Source organism: Nonlabens sp. SY33080 (assembly GCF_011784885.1).
Classification (GTDB): Bacteria; Bacteroidota; Bacteroidia; order Flavobacteriales; family Flavobacteriaceae; genus Nonlabens; species Nonlabens tegetincola.
Map to the genome: position 1 here is coordinate 1,780,664 of NZ_CP050461.1, position 16,151 is coordinate 1,796,814.

Annotated in this window: 12 protein-coding genes; 2 read left to right on the top strand and 10 right to left on the bottom strand. The window is 36.6% G+C overall.

Annotated elements, in window-relative coordinates:
- The first annotated feature begins 162 nt into the window (after window positions 1-162).
- On the top strand, window positions 163-1,191 hold the full coding sequence (locus HCN53_RS07980; RefSeq protein ID WP_042279529.1) for a LacI family DNA-binding transcriptional regulator: 1,029 nt from the start codon (window positions 163-165) through the stop codon (window positions 1,189-1,191).
- A gap of 306 nt (window positions 1,192-1,497) precedes the next feature.
- Here HCN53_RS07980 and HCN53_RS07985 read toward each other — a convergent pair whose 3' ends face one another.
- The 10 genes from HCN53_RS07985 to HCN53_RS08030 all read right to left on the bottom strand — a co-directional run bounded on the left by HCN53_RS07985 (window position 1,498) and on the right by HCN53_RS08030 (window position 15,481).
- Window positions 1,498-2,832, bottom strand: a complete 1,335-nt coding sequence (locus HCN53_RS07985; protein ID WP_167342633.1) for a cytochrome P450 — start codon at window positions 2,830-2,832, stop codon at window positions 1,498-1,500.
- A 3-nt stretch (window positions 2,833-2,835) separates the two neighbouring features.
- Window positions 2,836-3,864: a Holliday junction branch migration DNA helicase RuvB gene (gene ruvB / locus HCN53_RS07990; RefSeq protein ID WP_167342634.1), complete on the bottom strand. Its 1,029-nt coding sequence runs from the start codon at window positions 3,862-3,864 to the stop codon at window positions 2,836-2,838.
- A gap of 168 nt (window positions 3,865-4,032) precedes the next feature.
- Window positions 4,033-5,856 carry a cbb3-type cytochrome c oxidase subunit I gene (locus tag HCN53_RS07995; RefSeq protein ID WP_060523684.1) on the bottom strand — a complete coding sequence of 608 codons (1,824 nt, stop codon included), beginning with the start codon at window positions 5,854-5,856 and terminating at the stop codon, window positions 4,033-4,035.
- Between the two features lie 4 nt (window positions 5,857-5,860).
- Window positions 5,861-6,940 carry a cytochrome c oxidase subunit II gene (locus HCN53_RS08000; RefSeq protein WP_042279518.1) on the bottom strand — a complete coding sequence of 360 codons (1,080 nt, stop codon included), beginning with the start codon at window positions 6,938-6,940 and terminating at the stop codon, window positions 5,861-5,863.
- 27 nt (window positions 6,941-6,967) lie between these two features.
- Complete coding sequence (locus HCN53_RS08005) at window positions 6,968-8,329, bottom strand: quinol:cytochrome C oxidoreductase (RefSeq protein WP_105018014.1); 1,362 nt, start codon at window positions 8,327-8,329, stop codon at window positions 6,968-6,970.
- Window positions 8,330-8,347: 18 nt separating this feature from the next.
- The gene (locus tag HCN53_RS08010) at window positions 8,348-9,046 is read right to left on the bottom strand and encodes a c-type cytochrome (RefSeq protein WP_060523680.1); all 699 of its coding nucleotides are present in this window, start codon (window positions 9,044-9,046) and stop codon (window positions 8,348-8,350) included.
- Entirely contained in the window at window positions 9,046-9,582 is a 537-nt protein-coding gene (locus HCN53_RS08015; protein WP_042279511.1) for a DUF3341 domain-containing protein, read from the bottom strand. The genes HCN53_RS08010 and HCN53_RS08015 overlap by 1 nt, the downstream gene beginning before the upstream one ends.
- A 5-nt stretch (window positions 9,583-9,587) precedes the next feature.
- On the bottom strand, window positions 9,588-11,024 hold the full coding sequence (nrfD, locus tag HCN53_RS08020; RefSeq protein WP_042279509.1) for an NrfD/PsrC family molybdoenzyme membrane anchor subunit: 1,437 nt from the start codon (window positions 11,022-11,024) through the stop codon (window positions 9,588-9,590).
- A gap of 27 nt (window positions 11,025-11,051) precedes the next feature.
- Window positions 11,052-14,123, bottom strand: a complete 3,072-nt coding sequence (locus tag HCN53_RS08025) for a TAT-variant-translocated molybdopterin oxidoreductase (RefSeq protein ID WP_167342635.1) — start codon at window positions 14,121-14,123, stop codon at window positions 11,052-11,054.
- 20 nt (window positions 14,124-14,143) lie between these two features.
- Complete coding sequence (locus HCN53_RS08030; RefSeq protein ID WP_105018012.1) at window positions 14,144-15,481, bottom strand: c-type cytochrome; 1,338 nt, start codon at window positions 15,479-15,481, stop codon at window positions 14,144-14,146.
- 189 nt (window positions 15,482-15,670) lie between these two features.
- Between HCN53_RS08030 and HCN53_RS08035 the strand changes: the two genes are divergently transcribed.
- Window positions 15,671-16,036 (top strand): translation initiation factor IF-2, encoded by a 366-nt coding sequence (locus tag HCN53_RS08035; RefSeq protein WP_042277213.1) that lies wholly within the window; start codon window positions 15,671-15,673, stop codon window positions 16,034-16,036.
- Window positions 16,037-16,151 lie beyond the last annotated feature (115 nt).

Here is a 16,151-nt window from a genome sequence, read left to right on the forward strand (position 1 = left end):
ATTTAATTATCAGTAAAAGTTGAGTTAATACTTTTTCGAAATTAGAACAAGAACAGAATTATTAATAAAAATTTTAACCGAAAACGTTTTCGGTTTTTTCGAAAACGTTTTCGATATTTACTTTTATTGTATTTTAGCTGCTATATTTTTGATAAATCCATCATGAAACAAGTCACATTAAGAGAAATCGCTAATAAATTAAACATCTCCATTACCACTGTTTCAAAAGCTCTTAAAGACTATCCAGATGTAAGTCCTAAAACCAAATCTTTAGTAAAAGAACTTGCAAGCACTCTGAATTACAAACCAAATGCGTTTGCTGTTAATTTAAGAACTAGGGAATCAAAAACTATAGGTCTTATTATACCCGTAATTGTACATCACTTTTTCTCTAATGTAATTAAAGGAATAGTTGCTCAAGCTGAAAAAAAAGGTTATTTGGTAATTATACTGCAATCCAATGAATCTTATGAATTAGAGAAAAAACAAATTGACCTTTTAATGAATCAAAGAGTAGATGGTATTATCATTTCTCTTGCAAATGGTACTATTGAATACAAGCATTTGACTGATGTCATAAAGGCAAATACACCGCTAGTAATGTTTGATAAAATTGCTAAAATAGTCAATTGCTCAAAAGTAATTATTGATGATAGAAAAGCAGCGTATGATGCAACTCAACATCTTATAGATATAGGCTGTAGGCGAATTGCACATTTTCGAGGATCATTACTTCCTCAAAATTCTATAGATAGATTTCTAGGATACCGAAAAGCTCTAGACGACAATGGAATCAAATATGATCCCTCATTAGTTTATATATGTGAATGTGATGATAATAGTTTTGAAGAAGGTAAAGAAAATGCAAGACTTCTCATGCAGGAGCACAACGATGTGGATGGTATATTTATAAACACGGATTTAGTAGCCATAGGAGCTATATCTGAATTCAACGATGCAGGAATTAAAATTCCTGAAGATATTGCGATTGTAGGATTCAGTAATTGGTTCATGTCATCGATTATTTCTCCAACTTTAAGCACAATCGATCAACCTGGTGTAAAAATGGGAAAAGCCGCTTTTAAACAACTTTACAAAGAAATAAAATTGAAAAAAAGAAATAAACCTGTGGAGTATCAACAAATCGTATTAAAAACTAAATTGATTCAGCGGGATTCTACAAAACTTTAGATTTGACGTCATGCTTTCGCGAAAGCATAATTGAAAATTTTGTAAATGTCTCCCAAAACGTTTGTGTCGTTGTGCACACTATCAGACAGCCTGCGTTTCTCTCGCTATCGCTCGTCGAATGCAAGAAAAACTGTAAGTTCTTTAAACTTCATAGCGTAATCAAGTAGTATTCCTGATTCTACCTAGGGCTTTTATTGAAACCTATTACTAATTGAATTAGTCTAGTCACTGTTGGTTTTGACCTGGACTAGGATATGATGGAAGGTAGAAGCAAGACTTAGAATTAAAATCAGACTTAGCGTATGACTATCGCTCTTTAAACATAACCATCGCCTTTTTAGGTTTTAGGGTAATTAGTGGATTGTATTCTATCCTTTCTCTGGTAGGGACTAAATGATACTTACTTACTAGTTTGTTCAAAACCATTATCATTTCAAACATCGCAAAGTTGTTTCCTACACACATACGTGGTCCTGCTCCAAATGGAAAATAGAAATTCCTGTATTCTTTTACTCTATCTGGATTGAAGCGTTCTGGTTTAAAATCATCAGGAGATTCCCATAAGTCTTCTCTACGGTGTAACTCATAAAACGAAATCAACCAATTGGTATTTTTATCAATTTTTATAGAACCGCACTCATCATCTTTAAGAGCTACGCGATCAGTTACATAAGCAGGTGGATACAATCTTAATGTTTCTTCAACACATTGTTTGGTAAATTGAGATCGCATTATCTGCGTCATCAAGTCTGATTCTTTATCAACATCTTGCAACGACTGTAAAACTAAATCTTGTGCATTTTGATGTTGGGCTAATAGTTCAGTAGCAAAGCTTAATGCATTTGCCGTTGTCTCGTGACCAGCAATAAACAAAACTAGTATTTCGTCTATGAGTTGCTCCTTACTCATATAGGAACCATCCTCATACGTGCTGTGTAACAGCATGTCTAATAGATCACCGAAATGCTTTTGACTAGTTTTACGATCATCAATTATATCTGAAAGCAATTGTCTAGCTTCATTAATAAGCTCAAGATGATAGGGAATACTTCCAGATCCAGACAACCATTCTCGTTTATAGTACCAAAGTAAAAAAGGCAATCTTAATTCCTTAATCAACATTTTTTGAGCCTTTTCAGTAATTTCCTGAAGCCTATTGATCTTATCATCAATATCTTCAATATAAAAAAGAGTTTTGGCAACTACTTTAAACGCAAGATTATTGAAAATTTCAAAAACGTCTTGGGTCTCATTTGGTTTGATATTACCCAACTCTTTATCAACCACTTCTTCCATCTTGTTCATAAGAGTAGCGATTGATTTTTTGTAGAAAGCTGGTTGAATTAATTTACGATTGGCTTTCCATTGCTCACCGTTTGCCGTTAGCAATCCGTGACCTATATACTTCCCTAGATCTTTTGTTTGTAAAGTAGACTTACGAAAATTTTTTTGGTTTTTTTGAAGCATGTACTGCGCAAGGTCCTCGTCGCAAGTAAAATGGATGACCAATCCGGACTTCGGTTTTATCTTAAACGTTTTACCGTACTTTTTAAAGTTATAACGGTGAAACGGCAACGGATCCTTATAAATTTGTCTGGATTTGCTAAAAAACTCTATAAAAGGTACTTGTGGTATTTCCATGTTTTAGGTATCAAATAAGCCTCCTAGATTATTATGTCGGGTTTTACCCAAATGCTTATAGGCTAATTCGGTAACCTCTCGACCTCTTGGTGTTCTTATTATGAAACCTTGTTGAATGAGAAAAGGCTCGTATACTTCCTCAATCGTTTCGGCATTTTCAGATACCGCTGTAGCTAAGGTAGTTATTCCTACAGGACCACCTTTAAATTTTTCAATTAATGTTGTTAAAATCTTATTGTCCATTTCATCCAGTCCATGCGCATCAACATTCAGTGCCTTCAAGGAGAATTGTGAAATATTCAAATCAATAGAACCATTGCCTTTTATTTGTGCAAAATCCCTTACTCTACGTAACAATGCATTAGCAATTCTAGGTGTCCCACGACTGCGACCAGCGATTTCAATAGCGGCATCTATCTCAATAGGTACATTTAAAATATGAGCGCTACGCGTTACAATCGTAGACAGTAACTCTGTAGTATAATACTGTAACCTAGATTGAATACCAAAGCGAGCTCTCATAGGAGCTGTAAGTAATCCTGATCTAGTAGTAGCACCAATTAATGTAAAGGGAGCAAGATTGATTTGAACAGTACGAGCATTAGGACCTGTTTCAATCATTATATCGATTTTATAATCCTCCATTGCACTGTATAAGTACTCCTCTACAATCGGACTTAATCTATGAATTTCATCAATAAATAACACGTCACGCTCATCCAGATTAGTTAGTAAACCAGCTAGATCACCTGGCTTATCTAATACAGGACCACTAGTAACCTTGATACCTACGCCTAATTCATTGGCTAGAATATGTGCCAAGGTTGTTTTTCCTAATCCAGGCGGACCATGAAATAAGGTATGATCTAATGCCTCACCTCGAAGATTTGCGGCTTGAACAAATACCTTCAAATTCTCGAGCACTTGATCCTGACCAGCAAAATCATCAAAGGATAACGGTCTTAACGCACGTTCAATATCGTGTTCCTCATTGCTTAAATTTTCACTAGACGCGTCCAAATATTCATTCATATCTCAAAGATAAGTCCTACGATAATAGAAATAATAACAAAAGAAATGTTTGTGATAAATACGCTTTCGCGAAAGCGAACATAATTATTCACTCTAAGAAAACGGAAGTAAAATATAGGACATAAAAAAAGCGCCTATAAGAGGCGCTTAATATTTTTAAAATAAATCCTAGTGATTCATTTCCTCTTCACCATCTTGAAGAGGTATGTGTTGAGGAGCATAATCTTGTCCAGGAATTACATACTCACCGTTTTCATTCACTTTACTGTAATCGTAAGCCCATCTATAAACATGCGGTATAGGACCATCCCAATTACCATGAATGTGCTTATCACCTGTTGTCCACTCTAAAGTGTTAGACTTCCATGGGTTTGCAGGAGCTTTCTTTCCGTAAAAAATAGACTTAACAAAATTGTACACGAAGAATAACTGTGCTAATGCTGTGAAAATAGCGAACCATGTTATTAACTTATTAGTATCGGCTAAATCATCGAAATATGGAAAGTTTGTATTTGTATAATAACGTCTTGGTAAACCAGCCATTCCAATAAAGTGCATTGGGAAGAATACGCCATAAGCACCAATTGCAGTTAACCAAAAATGTGCATATCCAAGATTTTTATCCATCATGCGGTTGAACATTTTAGGGAACCAGTGGTAAACCCCAGCAAAAAGACCGTACAACGCTGATATACCCATTACCAAGTGGAAGTGAGCAACAACAAAATAAGTATCATGTACATTAATGTCCAACGTACTATCACCTAAAATAATACCTGTTAATCCACCTGTAATGAATGTAGAAACAAGACCGATGGAGAACAGCATCGCTGGATTCATCTGTAAGTTACCTTTCCATAACGTAGTGATGTAATTAAAGGCTTTTACAGCTGATGGAATCGCGATTAATAAGGTAGTAAAGGTAAATACCGAACCTAAGAATGGATTCATACCTGATACGAACATGTGGTGACCCCATACAATAGTTGATAGGAAAGCAATTGCAAGTATAGACGCAACCATGGCACGATATCCAAAAATTGGTTTACGTGAATTAGTTGCAATCACCTCAGAGGTGATACCTAATGCAGGCAATAATACGATATATACTTCTGGGTGACCTAAGAACCAAAATAAGTGTTCGAAAAGCACTGGTGAACCACCTTGATGTGCTAAAACCTCTCCTTTGATATAAATGTCTGATAAGAAAAATGAAGTACCAAAACTTCTATCCATGATTAATAACAAAGCAGCTGATAAAAGAACTGGGAATGATACTACACCAATAATTGCTGTCACGAAGAACGCCCATATAGTAAGAGGTAATCTAGTCATCGACATACCTTTAGTTCTCATGTTAATTACAGTAACAACATAATTCAAAGACCCTAAAAGTGATGAAGCAATGAAAATTGCCATGGAAACTAACCAAAGTGTCATACCAGCACCTGAACCTGGCATAGCTTCTTCTAATGCACTAAGAGGTGGATATATAGTCCATCCAGCAGCAGCTGGTCCTGTTTCAACAAATAATGAAGCAATCATTATTACTGAAGACAAGAAGAACAACCAATAAGAAACCATGTTTAGGAATCCAGATGCCATGTCACGAGCACCAATCTGTAGCGGTATTAAGAAATTCGAGAAAGTACCACTCAAACCTGCTGTAAGTACAAAGAATACCATAATTGTACCATGCAGCGTTACAAGTGCTAGATACATATTAGGATTCATTACACCACCTTCTGCCCATCTTTCACCTAAGAAAAGTGAAAACAAAGCATTAGGCTGCTCTGGATATGCCAATTGTATTCTGAATAGTATAGACATTGCTATACCTATTGCTCCCATAATCAAACCCGTAATAAGATATTGCTTTGCAATCATCTTATGGTCTTGAGAGAAGATATATTTAGTTACAAATGTTTCTTTATGATGGTGGTGTCCATCATCATGTGCATTTTCTGTTGAAACTGAAATAGCCTGTCCCATAATTTTAATTTTCAGCGTTTGCTAAAGTTGTTCCTATTGTTTTTTGTTCTGCAATCCATGCATCGAAGTCTTCCTTCTCTTCAACTACTATTTTCATTTGCATGTTGTAGTGTGAGGCACCACAAATCTTGTTACAAAGTAAATAATACTCAAACTCGTATGGATCTAAAGCTACGTCGCCGTTAGCTTCTAATTCCTTACTTCTTTGTCGACGAATTTCATTAATCTTACTAACTTTTTCCGTCATAAACTCTGTACTCTTATATTCTTCAGAAGTTACAGTAGGAGTAAACTTAAATTGAGTAACCATTCCAGGAACCACATTCATCTGTGCTCTAAAATGTGGAAAGTATGCTGAGTGTAGAACATCCTGACTTCTAAACTTGAAAAGCACTGGACGATCAACAGGTAAGTGTAATTCTGTAGTTACTACGTCATCTTGACCGTCGGCATCGGTAGGATCAACTCCTAATTGATTAGCACCTTCAATAAATCTAACATTTGCATCACCTAACGTATTGTCAGCACCGCTGTATCTAGCTTTCCAACCAAACTGGTAAGCATAAACCTCTACAACGATTGGATCATCATCCATGTTAGCGTCCATAATGTCATTCCATGAGAATAAACCCCATAAAATTAGTCCAGCAAGAACTACTACCGGAATTGCTGTCCAAATAAACTCTAAACGATCGTTATCGGCATAAAACAAGGCTTTTTGACCTTTTTTACCGTGGTATTTATAAGAAAAATAGTGTAATAAACCTTGGGTAAGCACCTGTACAATCATGATAATAATTGTAGAAGTAAATAAAAGGCTGTCATACTCAGTACCATGTTCAGATGCTGCATCAGGTAAGAAAAAATCATCATACGCAATAAAACATGCGATCATCATGATGTAAATACCGATACCAAAGTATAGCATGAACTGGCCATTACGTTTGTTATCTTCATCGTTAGCTATTTGAGCCTCGGCACCATTGGAACCAGATGAAGCTTTACCTAAACTAACAATCTTTGAAATTTGCCATGCTGAAACGGCAATTAAAGCTGCGATTAATATGATAAGAAATGCTGTCATTTCAATAGTTTTCTTTTGTTAAGTAGATTAATAATGGAAATGCTTACTCTCTTTTAAATAAGGATCTCCTTTGGCCAATAATGGTGCTTTAGAAATGGTGTTAAACACATAGAATAAGAAGATTCCACCAAACATTAGGAATGATCCTATTTCTGGTAAACCTATGAACCATGATGCACCTACTGTAGCAGGCATAACCATAACGTAAATATCTAAATAATGACCAACTAGTATAAATAAACCTGCTGTTACAACAAACCAGTTAATTCTCTTAAAGTCAGAATTCATAAGTATAAGCAATGGAAACAAGAAGTTAATTGCTACCATTCCAAAGAATACTAAGTTATAATCCTCTATACGAGTTACGTAATAAGTTACTTCCTCTGGAATATTAGAATACCAAATAAGCATAAACTGAGAGAACCATAAATATGTCCAGAAAATACTAACACCGAACATGAATTTAGCTAAATCATGTATGTGTGAGTCATTAACAAACTCCAAATATCCTTTTGACTTAAGATAAATTGTTACTAAAGCAATAGTGGTAATTCCAGAAACAAACATACTTGCAAAAACATACCAGCCAAACAATGTTGAGAACCAGTGTGGATCAAAACTCATGATCCAGTCCCATGACATTATTGATTCGGTTACAATGAAGAATACAAGAAATGCTGCACTGTGCTTAAAACCTTTTTTATACCATGCAATATCACCATCTTTTGCCTCATCTTGTTTTAATGAGAACTTACGAATGTTCCAACGATATAAATTCCATCCTATTAAGAATGCTGCAGCTCTTGCAAGGAAAAATGGAATATTTAAAAAGCCGGTTTTACCTTGAATAATCTCATCGTGTGCTACAACATCTTCATCCATCCATATAAAAATGTGGTTTAAATGAAATGCAGATATTAACAATAAAATAAACATGATGATTCCTCCAGGCAGTATATAACTACTGATACCTTCCATAACCCTAAACAACACAGGAGACCAACCAGCCTGAGCAGCTTTTTGAATAGCATAAAAGGCTAAAACACCTAAACCAATCATAAAGAAAAAGAATGCTGCAACATACACAGCAGACCAAGGTCTGTTAGTTAATTGGTGGTAAACATGCTCGGCATGTGACATTTCGTGAGATTCACCATGAGCTTCATCACCGTGTGATTCCTCACCATGAGTGTTATGATGATCATTCGTGGCATCCTCAAAATTTACTGTACTTGCTCCATGATGATCACCATGATGCTCGTTTTCCAGCATTTGTTCTACTTCTGCAAGATCTGCTGGACGGTTTATAAAACCAAACACAGTCATAATAAGACCTACTACAAACAGTATTCCTGCAAAAACTTTTAATTTACTTGATAGCGTATACATAAATATCTATTTACGGCCTTACTCGCCTTCAGTTGTTGTTGAATTGTTATCAGTATCGTTTGAATCAGCTTGCTGAGTTTCATCAGCAGGTGCTTCCATAACAGGAGCCTTACCAGCATCATCTCCATTTACAAATTCTCTTTTTTCCTCACCTTTAAGATCACGAGTAAGTGCATCAACATGATGAGCGATTTGCCATCTTTCCTCAATCGAGGTTTGTGAAGCATAGGATCCCATAGTGTTTATACCATAATACATAACATGGTATATAGAACCTTGAGTTATTTCTCTACTGTCATAACTAGGAACACCTAGGATCTTTTCATTCTTCACTAATATTCCTTTACCATTTCCACTTGTTCCGTGACATACAGCACAGTATATATCGTATAATTCTTTACCCTTTGCTAGGTTAGCCTCGGTATACGGTAATGGGTTATTTAAGTTCGCTTTCGCGGAAGCGTAACCTTCATTATTATTTTCATAATCATACGGCATCCAACCTCTAGAAATCGTTCCTTCAACAGGTTTTTGGGCCTCTACATTACCAGGAAAAATTTCAGCCTCTTGGTAAGTTTCATACCCAGCTGACCTGTACATGTTTGGGAAATACTGAACAGAACGATCTGTTTTAGTACTTGTTTCGTTATCATTCATACAAGAAACCATAACAAGTCCCAATGCTGCGTAAATGAATGTTTTAAAAATTCTATTCATTAGTGCTCTTCTTTGTCGATTACTTTAATTTCTGTTGCTCCAGTGTCATACATAAAACGAGACATTTCTTCAATATCACCTTTTACATCAACTTCCATAAGGAAATGATCATCTGTAGTTCTTACGTCTGGGTTTTCAGCCTTTTTAAATGGCCATAATCTACTTCTTAAGTAAAAAGTTATAACCATAAGGTGAGCTGCAAAAAATACCGTAAGTTCAAACATAATAGGTACAAATGCTGGCATATTTTCTAGATATGAAAAACTAGGTTTACCACCGATATTTTGTGGCCAGTCTTCTATCATAATATAGTTCATCATAGTAGTTGCTACCGCTAGACCTACTAATCCGTATAAGAAAGCGTTAATCGCTAATCGCGTATCTGCTATTCCCATAGCTTTTTCAAGACCGTGAACAGGAAAAGGAGTAAAAACTTCCTCAATATGATAATGCTTTTCTCTTACTTGCTTAACTGCATTAAGCAAAACATCATCATCGGTATACATTACATGTAATTTCTTATTTGACGCTGCCATAATTATTATGCGTTAGGATGAGCTAAAGTGTCGCCAGAAGCATCACCGTGAGTTGTCGTTTGTTTGTTATCTCTAAGAGCTTTGTATTTACTACCACTTGCTTTAAGGATAGATTTCACCTCGGCCTGAGCTATTACTGGGAATGTTCTTGAGTACAGTAAAAACAGTACAAAGAAGAATCCTATAGTACCGATGAAAATACCTGCATCAACAAATGTTGGTGAGAACATAGTCCATGATGAAGGTAAGTAGTCACGGTGTAGAGATGTAACAATAATCACAAAACGCTCAAACCACATCCCTATATTTACTACTATCGAGATAGCAAATGAGAAAAGAATACTAGTTCTTAATTTTTTGAACCACATAAACTGTGGAGAGAATACGTTACAAGTCATCATTGCCCAATAAGCCCATGCATACGGTCCTGTTGCTCTATTTAAGAAAGCATATTGTTCATACTCAACTCCTGAATACCAAGCAACGAATAACTCTGTTATATAAGCCACACCAACTATAGAACCTGTAATCATGATTACAATGTTCATAAGCTCAATGTGCTGTATAGTTATATAGTTTTCGAGATGACAAACTTTTCTCATTACAATAAGAAGAGTATTTACCATAGCAAATCCAGAAAAGATTGCACCAGCAACAAAGTATGGAGGGAAGATAGTCGTGTGCCATCCTGGAATCACCGATGTAGCAAAGTCAAACGATACAATGGTGTGTACTGAAAGTACCAGCGGAGTCGCTAGACCAGCTAGAACTAACGATACTTCTTCAAATCGTTGCCAGTCCTTTGCTCTACCAGACCAACCAAATGACAGTAAACTGTATATTTTCTTATTGAAAGGAGTTATTGCTCTATCTCTAAGCATTGCAAAGTCAGGAAGTAAACCTGTCCACCAGAAAACTAATGAAACCGATAAATAAGTTGAAATTGCAAATACATCCCAAAGTAATGGAGAGTTAAAGTTAACCCATAAAGAACCAAATTGATTAGGAATAGGTAAAACCCAGTATGCTAACCATGGTCTACCCATGTGAATAATCGGGAATAAACCAGCTTGAATTACGGAGAATATCGTCATTGCCTCCGCAGAACGGTTAATCGCCATTCTCCATTTTTGACGGAATAATAAAAGTACTGCCGAAATCAAGGTACCTGCGTGACCAATACCTACCCACCAAACAAAGTTGGTGATATCCCATGCCCAACCAATAGTTTTATTTAGTCCCCATACACCGATACCAGTAGCAACAGTATATGTGATACAACCTAATCCGTAAAGGAAAGCAATAAGGGAAATGGTAAATACTAACCACCACTGCTTATTTGCGACACCTTCAACTGGTGCTGCAATGTCTCGAGTAACATCGGTATAGGTTTTATCACCGGTTACTAGAGGTCTTCTTATGGGCGCTTCATAATGAGCCATACTATCTAGAATAAATTTCTTAGTTAATTATACGTTTCTCACTCTAACCTGATACATCACATTAGGTTCAGTTCCTACTTCTTCTAATAAGTGATACATACGGTCTTGTTGCTTTACTTTAAATATCTCAGAATCCTTGTCGTTGATATCTCCAAATGTAATGGCTCCATCAGAACAAGCATTTGAACATGCCGTAGCAAATTCACCATCTTTAACTGGTCTACCATCTTTCTTAGCCTCAAGGATTGTCATTTGAGTCATTTGTATACATAGAGAACACTTCTCCATTACACCACGAGATCTAACGGTTACATCTGGATTAATTACCATACGACCTAAATCATTATTCATGTGGTAATCAAACTCATCATTTCCATTGTATAAGAACCAGTTAAATCTACGTACCTTATAAGGACAGTTGTTTGCACAGTATCTTGTACCTACACAACGGTTGTATGCCATGTGGTTTTGACCTTGACGACCGTGAGAAGAAGCAGCCACAGGACAAACAGTTTCACAAGGTGCGTGATTACAGTGCTGACACATCACCGGCTGAAATGCTACTTGTGGATTGTCTGCTGGAATTTCTAATTCACCAAATCCTCCTAAAGAACCATTATCTCCAAATAATCCTTCAAATCCGTCTTTTTTAGACTCATCACCTTCAAAGCTTTCAGTGGAAGAATAATATCTATCAATTCTTAACCAATGCATGTCACGAGATTTTCTAACCTCGGTTTTTCCTACAACTGGCACGTTATTTTCAGCATGACAAGCTATTACACATGCACCACAACCAGTACACGCATTTAAGTCAATAGACATATTGAAATGATGCCCTACTGATCTGTCAAAACTTTCCCATAAATCAACATCAGGAGATGTTACTGGTGTCTCGATATGATTTAACGAAACTTCAGGCATAGGATTGAACTCATCCTTGTTACCCGTTTTATAGGTAGCTAAATCTGTTTCCCTGATGATATCACGACCCATCATCGTGTTTTGTAATTGCGTACAAGCAAATTCATGAATACCATCAGCAAGAGCTACGCTAGCAGACTGCACGTTTAAACCATCTTTATAAAATGGATAAGCGTTTACACCTGTTTGCATTTCCTCCTGTATGGCTTCTTTCTTACCGTAACCTAGAGCTACACCGATAGTTCCAGGAGCTTGGCCTGGCTGGATAAGTGCTGGAAGCTTTTCTGTCTTTCCATTAACCGTTACATTAACATAACTACCATCAAGCGCACCATTTGCTACGTTATAGTTTTCTACACCTAATGATTCAGCATCTTTTTGAGAAATAGTAACGTAGTTATCCCAAGTCGTACGAGTTATAGGATCAGGTAATTCTTGCAACCATGGATTATTTGCCATGGTTCCATCACCTAGACCAGCTTTTGTATATAAAACAAGTTCATAGTTACTAGGTTGTTTCGCAGAGCTTAGCTTACTTAAAGCTGAAGCAGCGCTTACTGTAGAAGAAACTGGAGCATCAACTTCTCCTTCTTCTACAACAGGACCAGAATAAGCGTAAAAACCATCATGTAAAGATTGGTTCCAGCTAGCTCCATTTATAGAAGCTGTTTCCTTAACTAAATCACTGTAACTACTCGTTGATCCAGCCCAAACAAGAAGAGAATCTTCCGCTTGTCTAGTATCAAACAATGTATTAATCGTAGGCTGTGTTAAATACACATACCCTTTTTTTATTTCAGCATCACCCCATGCCTCTAAGTAATGAGGAGTTGCTGCTACATAATCACTTTTAACAGCAGTGGCATCAGCACGTGTTGCTAATGATATCTTAGTAGATACTTTTGTTAACGCTTTCGCGAAAGCGTCATTATCATCATAACTATAAACAGGATCAACATCTGCAAATATCACAACACCTACTTGACCTGCATTCATTCTAGAAACCAAACCTTTAACGGCTTTTCTGTTTCCTTGACGTGTCATAATAGGCGCTTTAACATCTGCAATCGAACTTGCTAAAGCCTCATTTATCTCAAGCGTAAGAAGCTGTGCTTCCATACTAGGTAAACCACAAAGAACTACAGCTTTACTACCAGCTCTTTTTAAACTAATTGCAGCTTGCTCAACAGCCTTAGACAGCTTATCAGAAAGCTTTGGACTAGGTCCGCCAACAATCTTACTATACAAAGCAGCAATAATGTGCTTTTGTTCAGTTGGAGTTACAGGGAAACGTCTGTCAGCATTCGCTCCAGAAAGTGACATATTAGACTCAAACTGAATGTGCTGTGACATCTTACCGTTTTTAGGCACACGTGACTGCCCATAGCCTTTATTAAAACCACCACCTTGCCAATCACCAACAAAATCTGCACCAACTGAAACTATAGAAACAGCATCGGTGAAATCATAATCAGTGAGTGCTCTTACGCCGTACTTTGCGTTAAATGCATCTAGAGCTGCGTCCTCACTTACCGTATCATAAACAGTAATAGTTGTGGTAGGATAAGCTTCTTTAAACTTCGAAATCACTTTGTTGTACGTAGGACTTGCAAAAGTTCTAGACAAAATCGCAATCTCTTTACCAGCAACACCTGCCAATTTTTCTTTTACTTGACGATCAAGCTGAGACCACTCAACTTGCTCACCATTTGCAGTTGGATACTGCAACCTATTAGTATCATATAAAGAAAGAACAGAAGCATGAGCTCTAGCACTAGCACTACCACGGAAGGCAGCATCTTTATTATTTTCAACTTTAATAGGACGCCCTTCCCTAGTCTTAATTAAAACACTTGCAAAATCGTAACCGTTTGCTATGGTTGTTGCATAATAATTAGCCATACCAGGAATAATCCTTTCAGGCTGATTAACGTATGGTACCGAATTAATTACAGGACCTTCACACGCAGCAAGTGATGCTGCTGCTGTACTAAAACCAACATACTTTAAAAAGTCACGTCTAGAAGTACTTGAAGACTCCATAGCCTCATCATTACCTAAGAACTCATCTGTAGGTATCGGACTAGCGAATTCGTTTTGCTCTAAGCTTTGGATAATTTCATTATCATCCTGAAGCTGTGCTGTACTTTTCCAATATTTCTTTGTAGTAGCCATATATCTCTATAACTATTTTATTAATAGTGGCATTTACCACATTCAAGTCCACCAAGATCAGCGATAGTCAATTGACGTCCACCTCTTTTCTCAGACAACTCTTTATGAATTTGCTCGTAGTATCCATTTCCTTTAAGATCTACGTTTGTTTCTCTGTGACAGTTAATACACCATCCCATAGTTAATGGAGAATACTGATACATAACTTCCATTTCCTCTACAGGACCGTGACAAGTTTGACATTCTATCTTACCTGCCGTAACGTGTTGAGCGTGGTTGAAATAAGCAAGATCTGGAAGATTGTGTATTCTTACCCAACGCACTGGCTCACCTTCACCTGCATACTTCATTTCATCTGGATTCCAACCAGTTGCCTTGTATAGCTTCTGAATTTCTTTATTGTAATCAATACCATACTCATTCATACCTTCTTGATACGTTTCTTCAGAAACCTCGGCAATAGACTTGTGACAATTCATACAAACGTTCAAAGAAGGAATACCTGAATGCTTTGATTCTCTAGCACTAGAGTGACAATATTTACAATCTATTTGATTTGTTCCTGCATGGATTCTATGCGAATAATGAATAGGCTGAACTGGCGCATAACCTTGATCAACACCAACACTCATCATTGCTCCATATACAAAATACAGACTTGCAAACAACAAGACAATTGACGTAACAAGAACTAAGAATTGATTTTCAACGAAAGCTTTCCATATAGGCTTTCTATCTAATTCTTCCTCATCAATGATTTCTGTCTGGATACCATTAGCTTCGGCAAAACGCTTAAGCGTTTTATTCACCACTACAAGCAACACTACAAGCAACAATAACACTATAGCTAAAGCAGCCAATATAATATTGTTTGTCATGGAATTATCACCACCTGCCACTGCACCACCTTGCTGAGCACCTGCCACAGCACCAGCAGCTTTTTCTGGCTTTGGAGTATCTGTATAAGCAAGAATATTATCTATATCCTGAGTAGAAAGACCAGGAAAAGCATTCATGTTTTGTTGTCCCCACTCGTTGTAAAGTGCAACCGCTTGTGGATCACCACTAGCTATAAGCGCTGCAGAGTTGTTTATCCATTTATACAACCATTCTCTGTCATACTTTTCAGAAACACCGTTAAGCGCAGGACCTACTGCTTTTTTGTACAGCTTGTGACATGCAGCACAATTAGCATTAAAAAGCTCTTTACCCTTGGCCGCATCTGCTCCACTAGCCTGAGCTGCTGCCGGTTCACCTGCACTTGCGTCATCTTGAGCCATCGCTGTTGTTGAGAACAACACAATTGCGAGGGCTAGGACAAATCGCCATGCAGAAAAATGCAATTTTTTGTTTATCATTTCGTTATTGATTATTACAATAAATTTGGCATAATTATTTCAGTTATTCACTGAATTTAAGCTCCTGCAAAAATAGGTTATAAAAGGTTTATTTTTGCATGAGTGAAATTGACTAAAATAATTTATAATCTGTCTAAATAAAGATATCGATAGAATCTATATCCCTTTATTTACTAAGTACTGGTCGGAATGAAAAAATTAATCTTACCAATTGTTTTTATAGCATTTAGTATAAACTCAATTGCACAAAACAACACACAAGTAGAAGAAACTACTGTGAATGAATTATTTGCAAAAAAGGTAGCCCTAGAAAAGGATGGTAAATTTAAGGACAGGTTTACTATACAACTTATCTACGGAGGTCGAGAAGTAGCTACAAAAACTAAGGCTAAATATGATAACTTAAATCTTTCTTGGCCCAGTGAATTAAAATGGGAATCACCTAATCATAAAGTTTGGATTGGCAAATTCAGAAATCGACTGGAAGCAGATCGTGCACTTTTAGAAATTCGTGAGCACTTCCCAGATGCCTTTATACTTAAACCTCAGAGTTAACATTATTTAATTGAATATATTAATGCCAGATCTCATTTTATTGATTCTGGCATTTTTTTATGCTTTCGCGAAAGCGTAGATAAAGAACGAGCAATAAAAAAGCCACCTTAATAAG

Excerpts from the sequence above, each read along its gene's own strand:
- HCN53_RS08010 (WP_060523680.1), bottom strand. The coding sequence starts at position 9,046 with ATGAATAGAATTTTTAAAACATTCATTTACGCAGCATTGGGACTTGTT.
- HCN53_RS07980 (WP_042279529.1), top strand. The coding sequence starts at position 163 with ATGAAACAAGTCACATTAAGAGAAATCGCTAATAAATTAAACATCTCC.
- nrfD (WP_042279509.1), bottom strand. The coding sequence starts at position 11,024 with ATGGCTCATTATGAAGCGCCCATAAGAAGACCTCTAGTAACCGGTGAT.
- HCN53_RS07995 (WP_060523684.1), bottom strand. The coding sequence starts at position 5,856 with ATGGGACAGGCTATTTCAGTTTCAACAGAAAATGCACATGATGATGGA.
- HCN53_RS07985 (WP_167342633.1), bottom strand. The coding sequence starts at position 2,832 with ATGGAAATACCACAAGTACCTTTTATAGAGTTTTTTAGCAAATCCAGA.
- HCN53_RS08015 (WP_042279511.1), bottom strand. The coding sequence starts at position 9,582 with ATGGCAGCGTCAAATAAGAAATTACATGTAATGTATACCGATGATGAT.
- HCN53_RS08005 (WP_105018014.1), bottom strand. The coding sequence starts at position 8,329 with ATGTATACGCTATCAAGTAAATTAAAAGTTTTTGCAGGAATACTGTTT.
- HCN53_RS08030 (WP_105018012.1), bottom strand. The coding sequence starts at position 15,481 with ATGATAAACAAAAAATTGCATTTTTCTGCATGGCGATTTGTCCTAGCC.
- HCN53_RS08035 (WP_042277213.1), top strand. The coding sequence starts at position 15,671 with ATGAAAAAATTAATCTTACCAATTGTTTTTATAGCATTTAGTATAAAC.
- HCN53_RS08025 (WP_167342635.1), bottom strand. The coding sequence starts at position 14,123 with ATGGCTACTACAAAGAAATATTGGAAAAGTACAGCACAGCTTCAGGAT.
- ruvB (WP_167342634.1), bottom strand. The coding sequence starts at position 3,864 with ATGAATGAATATTTGGACGCGTCTAGTGAAAATTTAAGCAATGAGGAA.
- HCN53_RS08000 (WP_042279518.1), bottom strand. The coding sequence starts at position 6,940 with ATGACAGCATTTCTTATCATATTAATCGCAGCTTTAATTGCCGTTTCA.